General features: G+C 35.8%; 8 protein-coding genes. 4 read left to right on the top strand and 4 right to left on the bottom strand.

All coding sequences use genetic code 11. The features are described 5' to 3' along the window. Positions 1-232: 232 nt before the first annotated feature. Positions 233-955, top strand: a complete 723-nt coding sequence (locus tag LW139_RS12675; protein ID WP_036912728.1) for an RNA polymerase sigma factor FliA — start codon at positions 233-235, stop codon at positions 953-955. Between the two features lie 58 nt (positions 956-1,013). Continuing rightward, on the top strand, positions 1,014-1,544 hold the full coding sequence (fliZ, locus tag LW139_RS12670) for a flagella biosynthesis regulatory protein FliZ (protein ID WP_006533125.1): 531 nt from the start codon (positions 1,014-1,016) through the stop codon (positions 1,542-1,544). A gap of 466 nt (positions 1,545-2,010) precedes the next feature. Here the strand turns inward: fliZ and putA are convergent, their stop codons facing one another. Next, a complete protein-coding gene (gene putA / locus LW139_RS12665) occupies positions 2,011-5,973 on the bottom strand; it encodes a trifunctional transcriptional regulator/proline dehydrogenase/L-glutamate gamma-semialdehyde dehydrogenase (protein ID WP_247850036.1) in 3,963 nt (1,320 codons plus the stop codon). 467 nt (positions 5,974-6,440) lie between these two features. On the opposite strand from putA, the gene putP reads away from it, so the two are divergent. Further along, complete coding sequence (gene putP / locus LW139_RS12660; protein ID WP_109407791.1) at positions 6,441-7,925, top strand: sodium/proline symporter PutP; 1,485 nt, start codon at positions 6,441-6,443, stop codon at positions 7,923-7,925. A gap of 114 nt (positions 7,926-8,039) precedes the next feature. Here putP and LW139_RS12655 read toward each other — a convergent pair whose 3' ends face one another. The 3 genes from LW139_RS12655 to LW139_RS12645 all read right to left on the bottom strand — a co-directional run bounded on the left by LW139_RS12655 (position 8,040) and on the right by LW139_RS12645 (position 11,359). Further along, positions 8,040-8,870, bottom strand: coding sequence for a hypothetical protein (locus LW139_RS12655; RefSeq protein WP_247850035.1), 831 nt, complete (start codon positions 8,868-8,870; stop codon positions 8,040-8,042). A 601-nt stretch (positions 8,871-9,471) separates the two neighbouring features. Further along, complete coding sequence (locus LW139_RS12650) at positions 9,472-10,302, bottom strand: hypothetical protein (protein WP_247850034.1); 831 nt, start codon at positions 10,300-10,302, stop codon at positions 9,472-9,474. A gap of 220 nt (positions 10,303-10,522) precedes the next feature. Next, entirely contained in the window at positions 10,523-11,359 is an 837-nt protein-coding gene (locus LW139_RS12645; protein WP_247850033.1) for a hypothetical protein, read from the bottom strand. A gap of 317 nt (positions 11,360-11,676) precedes the next feature. On the opposite strand from LW139_RS12645, the gene LW139_RS12640 reads away from it, so the two are divergent. Further along, entirely contained in the window at positions 11,677-12,120 is a 444-nt protein-coding gene (locus LW139_RS12640; protein WP_166540593.1) for a DUF6386 family protein, read from the top strand. The last annotated feature ends 135 nt before the right edge of the window (positions 12,121-12,255 follow it).

Genomic DNA, 12,255 nt, shown 5'->3' with positions numbered 1-12,255 from the left:
AGATAAATTATCAATTTAATTAACGGTTTTTCTAAGGATTAGCTGCAGGTGTTTTAAGGTAAAGTAGTTCTCGTAATGCAATGACAAATTAATTTATCAATGAAAACCCGATTTTTGCTGAAAATTTGGCATAGGTGAAAAAGAGGCGCTTTTGTTTCACTGTTCAGCCGATTGCTAAATTTATTTCGCCAGATAATGGTTTCCGGTCTTTTATCCAAAGGTGTCTTTTGTTGTGAGTGATTTGTATACCGCCGAAGGCGTGATGGACAAAAATAGCCTCTGGGAGCGATATGTCCCGTTGGTTCGCCATGAAGCATTACGATTACAGGTCAAGTTACCTGCGAGTGTTGAATTGGATGATCTTTTGCAAGCGGGTGGGATTGGGTTATTAAACGCCGTTGAGCGTTATGACTCAATGCAAGGTGCTGCCTTTACCACTTACGCTGTTCAACGTATCCGTGGCTCTATGTTAGATGAGCTACGTAGTCGAGATTGGGCGCCACGCAGTGTGCGTCGCAATGCAAGAGAAGTTACACATTCTATTCATCAATTAGAGCAGGATCTAGGACGACCCCCATTAGAACAGGAAGTTGCTGATCATTTGCAGATTGAGTTAGCAGAATACCGGCAGATCCTATTGGATACGAATAACAGCCAATTGTTCTCTTATGACGAATGGCATGAAATTTACGGTGAAAGCTGTGAACCGTCTCAAGACGAAGATCATGATGACAATCCATTACAGATGTTATTAGAAAGTGATATTCGCCAAAGAGTCATAGACGCGATAGAATTGCTTCCCGAAAGGGAAAAAATGGTTCTTACCCTGTATTATCAGGAAGAACTTAATTTGAAAGAAATAGGCGCAGTGCTTAATGTCGGGGAATCCCGCGTGAGCCAGCTACACAGCCAAGCCATAAAAAGGCTGCGAGCACGCTTAAACCCAGAGAAATAGAAGTTTTGCTTATTTTTGTTTTTGTTTATTAAGACTACAACACAGGGCTTTATCTCTTATGTCTGTTTCAACACAAAAGAAACGGCCGCTAAGCCGTTACATTAAAGACTATAAACACAGCCAGACTCATTGTCTACATTGCCACAAGGCGCTTGATCGGATCTCTCTCGTATTCAATCGCCAAGTTATCAATAAAGAAGCCATTTCTGAAATGACGGATTTAATTGATGATGAAACGTGGGAAACGTTACAAGAGAAATTTTCTGCGCTATGCCGTTTTTGTAGTGAGATTTACTGTAATAGTGAAACTGACTACTTTGACATTATGTCTTTTAAGCAGTATTTGTTTGAACAAACGGAGATGAGCCACAGTACTGTTCGTGAGTATGTGGTTCGTTTACGTCGGCTCGATGAATTACTGACTTCAACTAATTTTCCTCGTCAAGAATTTACGACAGAGAAAATTCAGTCAGACCTGAGTAAAAAGCTCACTCCCTCTGCATTTAGTAACTACAATATTGCGCTACGTAAGTACGAGCAATATCTCGATTGGTGTCAAGAGCCACCATCGATGAATAGCAGTCACTAATTGCGCTCAAGAGAGACCTTAAAAGGAGTAGCCTAGCCTGCTCCTTTTTCTTTTGACCTAATTCAAATGCCCTTTCTGTTTTTTCTTATTTAATCTCTCGTTGTTTTTCTATTTATTTATCAATGAGTAAATACAATATTTTATTTATGGTATGCCATTAATATGGCATTAGCATGGCAATTAATAAGTAAAAAAAACGCCCCGAAGGGCGTAACTTTTAAGGTATACATAACGATATAATTCAATCAACTTCTAGGTTTTGGTTGACTTGGTGATAAGTATATTTACTAATTCAATAGTCGGCGATGGATAAATATAAAAAGAGTGAGAATAGTCACAGCATTAAGATAAATATCTATCTTGGCTATTTTTTATAACCATTAGATTAATAAAAGAAAAAACCACCTTTAATCAAAAAATTTTTAAAGGTGGTCTCAAAATAAAAAGAGAAAAAGAGGAGAGCTAATTAACTAATGGTCATTAAACTTGCGTTACCACCTGCGGCCGCGGTATTAATGCTTAATGCTCTTTCATGTAATAAACGCTCTAACAACAAGCCCGTTTCACCTCGTGAAAATCCTTGAACAGAAATTATTGCCCCTTTGCGTTGAGCAATTTTCTGGCAAGTTTCACGTAATTGATCACCATCACCATGATAAATAACCGCATTTATTTTCAGTGATTCATCATTCCAGTTTTCAGTCAATGTAATGGCTTTTCTAACAATATCAGGTAATTCACGGTATGTTTTTTGTGAGAATGCACTATTGACGATAATGGCATGACAACCCGAGGCGAGAACACCTGCTATTTGGGTTAACACATCTTGCTCATTATCTGAAATGCAAAGCACATTACCGCAAGGAACTAATTGGTAAGTATTACGTTCGCCAGTAGGACCAGGCAATACACGTAATGTTCCTGCTTGGGATGCAAGAGCATATTTTTCTAAGGCTTCATAGTGTGATTTATCTGCTTTGTTTGATAACCATTCCATATACTTATGGTAAGTTTGTAAATTACGCATAGAAGTATCAAGTGGGAATGTCTCATCTTGACGTGCTAGTGTTTGTGTTGCGGCATTTTCAGGGCGTTTAGATAATAAGCGATACAGATAAACAGGGCCGCCTGCTTTCGGGCCTGTACCGGATAAACCTTCACCACCAAAAGGCTGAACACCGACAACCGCACCAACCATATTACGATTTACGTATAAATTCCCGACTTTGGCATTTGAGGCAACATAAGCGATAGTCTCATCAATACGCGTATGAACGCCCATTGTTAAACCATAACCTGTTGCATTAATTTCTTCGAGTAATGCAGGCAAATCTTGGCTTGCATAACGCACAACATGTAATACAGGGCCAAAAATCTCTCTTTTTAGAGAACTGACTTTATCTAGTTCAATTAGAGTCGGTTGAACAAAGGTACTGTTATTTTCAATTTGTTTTGGCAGGTTATTGTGTGAAGCTTGATAAATATCGTAACCCGCTGTACGCATAACTTGAATATGTTTCTCAATACCTATTTTAGCTTCTTTATCAATAACAGGGCCAATATCGGTGGATAATAAACTCGGATCACCTATTACCGCTTGTGCCATTGCTCCTTTAAGCATCTCAATGGTGTGATCGGCCACTTCTTCTTGAATACATAAAAGACGTAACGCAGAACAGCGTTGACCAGCACTATCATAAGCTGAAGCCATAACATCTGTAACAACTTGTTCGGTTAATGCAGAAGAATCCACAATCATGGCATTTAAACCACCAGTTTCTGCAATTAAAGGAACAGGGTGACCTTCGCTATCTAATCGACCAGCTAAGGTCTTTTGTAAAATATGAGCAACATCTGTCGAGCCTGTAAACATCACACCACGAACACGTTCATCAGCCACTAAACGTGCGCCAATGGTTTCGCCTTGACCCGGTAACAGCTGTAATGCAAAGCGAGGAACACCTGCTTGATGGAAGAGTTCAACTGCTTTTGATGCAATTAAAGGCGTTTGCTCCGCCGGCTTAGCAAGTACGGTATTACCTGCGGCTAACGCTGCAGCGATCTGTCCGCTGAATATGGCTAATGGGAAGTTCCATGGGCTGATACAAACCACTGGCCCTAAAGGACGATGTGTATTGTTATCAAAATCTTGTGCAACTTGCGCTGCATAGTAATAGAGAAAATCAATCGCTTCTCGTACTTCTGCAATGGCATTGCTATAAGTTTTGCCCGCTTCGCGCACTAAAATTCCCATTAATGGACCCATTTGTTGTTCCATTAATTCCGCAGTGCGAACTAAGAAAGAGGCTCTTTGTGTAGGAGGTGTTGCAAACCATATTTCTCCATTTTCTTGAGCAACCGTTAAAGCAAAATCTACCTCGGCTTCAGTGGTTTCTCTTACTGTACCGACTGTATCAGTATGATTTGCTGGGTTTAGAACAGATTGAGGATCTGGTATTTTTTCTGAAGAATTAAACGTATCACCTAACAACGGTTCACAATGTCTATTTTCAGTGGCCGAGGTTAATAATGCACTAGAGAGTGATGCCAAACGGTGTTCATTTGACATATCAATACCTGGTGAATTTTTACGTTCATCACCATAAAGCTGATGAGGAAGTGGAATTTTAGGGTGTGAAAGCCCAACTTGCCCCTCAGCCTGTGCTATTTTATTGACTTCTTTGACCGGATCAGCGACCAACTCATCAAGGGAAATAGTGGTATCCGCGATGCGGTTTACAAATGAGGTGTTGGCACCATTTTCAAGTAAACGACGCACTAAATAGGCAAGTAATGTTTCATGAGTTCCTACTGGTGCATAAATGCGACAAGGACGACCTAACTTTCCGTCTGCTATTTTTCCTACAACTTGTGCATAAAGAGGCTCGCCCATGCCATGTAAACATTGGAATTCATATTGTCCGGGGTAATAGTTTTGTCCGGCCAAATGATAAATTGCGGAAAGGGTGTGCGCGTTATGTGTTGCAAATTGAGGATAAATAAAATTAGGTGATGCAAGTAGTTTCTTTGCACAAGCCAAATAGGAAACATCGGTATACACTTTACGAGTATAAACAGGGTAATCCTCAAGACCATCAATTTGAGCGCGTTTTACTTCACTATCCCAATATGCGCCTTTTACTAAACGGACCATTAAGCGACGACGGCTTCTGCGAGCTAAATCGATGACATAATCAATCACTAATGGGCAACGTTTTTGGTAGGCTTGAATAACAAAACCAATCCCATTCCAACCCGCTAATTCAGGTTCAAAACAGAGTTTTTCAAGGAGATCGAGTGAAATCTCAAGTCTATCCGCTTCTTCTGCATCAATATTAATACCGATATCATATTGCTTTGCTTGTAATGTTAATGAGAGCAGGCGAGGGTAAAGCTCTGACATAACACGTTCATATTGTGCACGACTGTAGCGAGGATGTAATGCTGAAAGCTTGATTGATATTCCTGGGCCTTCATAAATACCTCTGCCATTAGACGCTTTACCAATGGCGTGGATAGCTTGCTGATAGGAAACTAAGTAATCTTGTGCGTCTTTTTCCGTTAGTGCAGCTTCACCTAACATGTCATAAGAGTAGCTAAAGCCTTTCTCTTCAAGCTTACGTGCATTCGCTAGTGCTTGAGAAATAGTCTCACCTGTAACGAATTGCTCCCCCATTAAACGCATGGCCATATCAACGCCTTTACGCACTAATGGCTCACCACTTTTAGTCAAGATGCGATTTAAAGAGTTAGAGAGTTTTTCTTCATTATGTGTAGAAACTAATTTACCCGTGAATAATAAGCCCCATGTTGCTGCATTTACAAACATCGATTGGCTTTGTCCTAAGTGTGAGCGCCAATTACCATGACTAATTTTGTCACGAATAAGGGCATCACGTGTGGCTTTATCTGGAATACGCAGTAACGCTTCCGCTAAACACATTAAAGCCACACCTTCTTGCGAAGAAAGTGAAAATTCTTGTAATAAGCCTTGTACAAGTCCTGAACGTCCAATGCCATTTTTTTGTTTACGTAATTTTTCGGCAATGGAATAGGCTAATTTATGCGTTGCTTGGGCTTCATTTTCAGGTAATGTCGCTTGCTGCAACAGCATAGGAACAGCCTGTATCTCAGGTGTGCGATATGCAGAGGTAATGGCAGAGCGTAAAACAGATTGCGGGTGAATATGTTCAGCAAACTCTAAAAAAGGCTGATAATGGGCTATTGGTGTTTCAGTATCTCCTTCAAGATCTTGCTCAGCAAATGTTGTATTAACAATATTCACCTGATCATTTTCAATTTGTTCAAGATAATTGAAGATAGCTTGTTTAATTAACCAATGCGATGTTCTATCTAATTTTTGTGCAGCCTCTTTTAATCTATTGCGGGTATCTTCATCAAGTCTAACACCCATTGTTGTGCTACTCATGCAGTGCTCCTCATATTCTATTTCTCATTCACAAGTACTGTTACCCGTTATTTTTATTAATATCATTCATGTTGCAACTTTGTGCAACATTGTTAACAATTTATTTATAAATAATGTGAAAGTGGTCAGGTTTTATGAGTGATTAAAAATAAATCACTTTGTGTCTTTTAATATATCCATATAAATCAGTTAATTATATTTATTTTATTGATGTTTATATTTATAATGTTGTTCAAATTAAGACAAATAGTGTGAAGTGATAAACAAAAATTAAACATTTAAACGTTAATTTCTTGTTAAATGCAGTTAACTTATTCTAGGATTGATGTGAATGTTTTATCTGTTGCTGTAAGAAATTATTTTAATTAAAAACTGAAAAGATCATTAATGCGCAACTAAGTGCAACGTTCCTGTACAAGTCAGAAGCATATCGATGATCGAAAACAGATTTATGGAGAACTGCAATTATGGCCTTAACTTCGCCAATGCTAATTACATTTACGATCTATATTCTGGGTATGCTTTTTATTGGCTATCTAGCTTATCGCTCAACAAAAAACTTTGATGACTATATTTTAGGGGGACGACGGCTAGGCAGTGTAGTGACTGCGCTTTCAGCGGGCGCTTCAGATATGAGTGGATGGCTATTAATGGGATTACCTGGTGTAGTTTTTTTCGCTGGTATTTCTGAAAGTTGGATAGCTATTGGGCTCTGTTTAGGTGCATGGCTAAACTGGCGCTTAGTTGCAGGGCGTTTACGTTTGCAAACTGAAAAAAATAATAATGCATTAACGTTGCCTGATTATTTGACATCTCGCTTTGATGATAAAAGCAAAATGCTACGTATCATTTCAGCATTAGTTATTCTTACCTTTTTTACTATCTATTGTGCGTCTGGTGTGGTTGCTGGTGGAATGCTATTTGAATCAACCTTCCATATTCCTTATCACGAAGCAATGATTTATGGTGCGCTTGCAACAATTGCCTATACTTTTTTAGGTGGCTTTCTTGCTGTAAGCTGGACTGACACTGTTCAGGCAACACTCATGATTTTTGCTCTGATCCTAACACCGATTATTGTGATTTTCTCCATTGGTGGCATTGATACTTCTATTGCAATTATTAAAGCTAAAGATCCGTCTTATCTTGATATGTTTAAAGGTCTTGATTTTATCGCCATTATCTCTTTATTGGCGTGGGGATTAGGTTACTTTGGGCAACCTCATATCTTAGCCCGTTTTATGGCCGCAGATTCAAATCAAACAATTCGTAAAGCACGTCGTATCGGTATGACGTGGATGATCCTTTGTTTGGGTGGCACAGTTGCGGTTGGGTTCTTTGGTATTGCTTATTTTGAAATGAATCCGGCACAAGCAGGGGCTGTAACGGCGAAAAATGAACGTATTTTTATGGAATTGGCTTCATTGCTCTTTAATCCGTGGATTGCAGGTATTCTGCTGTCTGCAATTCTGGCTGCGGTAATGAGTACATTAAGCTGTCAATTATTAGTCTGTGCAAGTGCGTTAACAGAAGACTTATACAAGCCTTTCATCCGTAAAAGTGCAAGTCAAAAAGAGCTGGTTTGGGTAGGGCGTGGCATGGTGTTATTAGTTGCTATTATAGCGATTTTCTTAGCTCGTGATCCTAATAATAAAGTTCTCGATTTAGTAAGTAACGCATGGGCAGGATTTGGTGCCGCTTTTGGCCCTGTTATTCTTATCTCTGTGATGTGGAAGCGTATGACACGTAATGGTGCTTTTGCAGGGATGTTGATTGGTGCTTTAACTGTATTGGTGTGGATGCAATATAAATGGTTTGGGTTATATGAAATTATTCCTGGCTTCATTTTTGCCTCTATCGCGATTGTTGTTATTAGTTTAATGGGCAAAGAACCAAGTAAAGCAAATCAACAACGCTTTGATGAAGCAGAATCACTATACCGTAATACATAATCGTTAAGATACTTAATATAGAGTTTGGAAGTAAAGGTCACGGAGCTAAATAAAGTGACCTTTATTTTTTGATAACAGGGCACATTTAAAAGGAAGTTAATAAAAGCTAACTTATTAATAATATTCAAATTTATAATATACTGTAACTGTACTGGTATCGATTAATTTGTCACGTTGTTTAATGGTACTAACCATATCCCACATCACACAATTATTATATTTATCCCATTCTTTACATGTTTTATCATACTCCCGAACATCATCGTATAAGCTCGTATATATCTGTATATGTTGTAATATTTTTCCATCTTCGCCATAACGGAATTCTGACATGACATCATTATTATTATTTATTGTTTTTAATAAGCGGCCTTGTTCATCATAATGATAATGAAAGACATTTCCTTTATTATTAGAATTAGAGTCAATAATTGTTGATAATACAATTTTATTATCTTGGTATGAAAATTGACTTCTATCTATACCCATTAATGAACCATCATTGTCATAAAAATAAGATGTTTTTCCTATTAACTGATTTTGCTTGTTTTTATTATAAAATTCACTGAGGTAGAGAGTATGAGTTCGATGGCGGTTTTTTAATTGGTATATCTGTTTTATATTATCAGGTGATGGCGTTCTTAATAGGTTAGTCTCAATATTTTCATGGATATATTCTTGTGTAGAGAAACTGTATTTAGTGAGAAAGCCACATTCATCAAATTCAGTTTCACCCTGAAATGCTTTTAATCGACCTTTCTCAGGTAACTTGCTGGTGATGTTAATTGACTTTACTGGGCCATATGTAAAGTTAATTGTAATGAATGCATTATTAGCGATATTTATCTGTTTTTGTGATTCATCACAAGAGATCTGTATCGCAAAAGCAGAGGGGGTAATAAAAAGACAGCAGAGAAAAAAAATAAGAATTAATGGTAATTTCATGTAATGAGCCATCTTAAATTTTTATTAAAGGAAACCACGCTACAGAGCATATCATCATTAATTTACCTAAGTAATTTTACATAAATTATTTTTTAATGAAAGTATCATAGAAGAGTATTTAGTATGTGAAGAAAAATATAGAATAAATATATTAAAATAAATCTATTTTTGATGATGTTAAATTTTTTCACTCAAAAAATGAGCTTACAATCTAAATATGATTATTGATAAATGATTTATCATATAAAGGATTGCATCATTACTATCAATTTATTTTTACCAAGTTACTCTTGTTTAAAACATTTTATGGAATTGTTAATTGTAATCTAAAAAATAATTGAGTAGCTTTACAATTAATTGATTTGTAATAAGCCGTTCTATTTTATGGTTTTTTTATTTTTTTGTAGGTAAAATGTTAAATAAAATAATGAGCAATATTTTTGGTAAATTTGGATAAATAAAACAATACACAGTTAATGTAATAAGTTATCAAAAAAAGAGTATCGATATAAGTAACAGCGATTTTACTGCATAAAAAGCGTTTTTTTAACAATATAAGATCCTCAAATTGAGATTTCTTTATCCAAAAAAAAACAATAAGTTATTCATAATATTCATATTCATGGTAAACAGTGGCAGTGCTAGTGTCGATTAATTTATCATCTTTTCTTACTTCGCTTACCATATCCCAGATTAAGCAATTATTATATTTATCCCATTCTCGACAGGTGTTGTCATATTCTCTTATATCATCATATAGACTGGTAAATATTTGCATTTGACGTAAAATTTTACCGTCATTTCCATAGTGATATTCTAAGGTAATCTCATTATTATCAATCGCTTTTAAAAGACGTCCTTGCTTATCGTAGTGATACTGAATTGAGTTACCTTTATTTTCAGCAGTAGATCCAACAATAGTTTCCGCCACAATTTTATTATCTTTGTAAACAAGCTTAGTAAAATCAGTCCCCATCAGGGACCCATCATCATCATAGAAATAAGATGTTTTATCTATCAACTGATTTTGATTATTCTTTCCATAAAATTCAACCAGATAGAGAGTGTTTGATCTATGACGATTTTTTATTTGATATTTATACTTTAGGTTGTAAGGCGTTGACATTCTTAAAAGATTAGTTTCAATGTGTTCATGAATATACTCTTGTGTAGAAAAATCATATTTAGTCAAAGTTCCACATTCATCAAATTGAGCTTCTCCCTGAAAAGCTTTGAATCGTCCTTTTTCTGGTAATTTACTGGTCGTTGTGATTTTTTTTATTGGTCCATAGTTAAAATCGAGCGTAATAAACATATTGTTGGCTTTGTTGACCTGTTTTTGTGATTGACCACAAGAGAGGGGCGTAGCAAATGCAGGTAATGTAATAAAAAGTGTGTATAGAGAAAAAATAAAGAGTAATGGTAATTTCATGTAATGGGTCATCTTAATTTTATTAAAAGAGAACATGCTATAAGAACATATTCATCATTAATTGATTTAAGTAGTTTTACACAAATTGTTTTTTAATGAAAGTATCACTCAATTTAATTGTAGATAAATAATAGAGAAGAAAATATAAAAACCAGTCTATTTTTGATAGTCTGATTTTTATATTAATAGTTTATTCTAGGAATAATAAAGTATCTTTATATTATTCGTAGTAAGTAAATTCGTTATGTAGCACAGCTTTACTGTAATTAATCATTTCATCATCAAATTTTATAGTGCTTTCGAGTTGCTCTTTTGTACAGTTATCAAATTTATCCCATTCAAGGCAGGTAGAGATAAAAGCTTTATCTTCGCCATTCATTCCTTTTATATAGTTTGCTTGTTTGATAACTTTCCCTTGATCGTCATATTGGTACTCAACGTTTATTTTTTCATCTTCTGTGACTAAACGTAGCCTTCCTTGTGGATCATAAGCATATTCGGTTGTAAAAACCTCTTCAGAAGAGGTTGATGAATGTGCGATCTCTTTAACGATACGTCCTTCTTTATAGTCGAATTGGCTAGTGAGTGTATCTATCAATTCTCCATCATTAGCATAGTATTGAGTGATCTTTTTATTGAGTCGATTTTGCTGATCTTTACTATAGCTTTCCTGCATATATATAGAATGTGAACCATAGGAATTTTTTAGTTGGAATTGATACCGAATAACTAAAGGATTATCAGGAGTTGTTCTTATCAAATTAGTTTCTATGCTGCCTTCAATGTATTCCTGCATTGATGTGCTATCTTTTAGTAAGTTTCCACACTCATCAAGCTGAATTTCTCCTTTGAGCGCTTTAAAACGACCATCATTTGGCAATGTACTTGTCATCGTGACTGATTTCACCGGGCCATTAAAGGAACTGAGTAACATAATTGTAGTATTGGAAATGTTTGTTTGTTTTTCAGCATCAGTGCATTGTGTTGAAGCCGCGATCGCAGAAAATGAAGAAAATGCATATAGTGAAAGAGAGAGAAGGAATAATTGTGATTTCATAAGTCCGTCCATGTATATACTTGTCATACTTTAAGCTACAGCGTTATTGCTTGCGTTCATTCGTACTAGCCACATACTGATGTATGCTCCTAGCGGCTTATTCACTTGTCGCCTAGCTGTAACTTGAATTACTTAGAGTATCTGTTTGTATATATTCAAGTTGTTGCAAATATTTAGAGTATAAGTAGTGCATAAAATAGAAGTCTAGTATAGGGAATTGGTTTACTAAATAGTATAGATAAAATCTTATATGATTAACCGACATATAAAGGGAATGATATATGTTGTACGATCAAAACTGTTTTTGGAGCATTAAGATGTCAAACGTATTTTCTTTTATGACTGATACTGCAACGCTGGCCGTTTTTGATTTACAAGCGATCCAACATCGAAAATCAGATACAGCAGATTGGTGGAGCATACCTGATGATGAGTTAGATGAAATGAATAAAGGTAATATTGCCTTTATTGATATAGGAAATGATGGTTTTTACACAATTAATCTATGCGACAACATTGAAGATGCGGATGTGAAGATAAATATAAATTGTCCATCAGGTGAAATTTTTATTGGTGCAGGAGAGGATACAACTGGCGGTGATTTAGAGCCTGATGATCCTGAATATCGCTCTGGAAAGATTATTTTTTTGCCAACCGGTAATTATGAGATTTCAGTAAAAAAGAAAGATGATAATTTATTAATCGCTTTCAAGAAAAGTAAAATAGGGACAAACTTACTCAACAGTGTATTTTATATTTAATAAATGTAGTTGACGATAATTAACCAATAATAATTTAGTGATTAGTTAAATTTTAAATAAGGTTTTAGTGAGTTACTTTTAATCACACCTCCTTATTAGATAAATATCTTATCTCTCTCCTCCATTTTTCAAAAA

This window comes from Proteus vulgaris, from assembly GCF_023100685.1.
Taxonomy (GTDB): Bacteria; Pseudomonadota; Gammaproteobacteria; order Enterobacterales; family Enterobacteriaceae; genus Proteus.
Note: the sequence above shows the minus strand (reverse complement) of the source record. Positions and strands in the feature narration are given on the sequence as shown.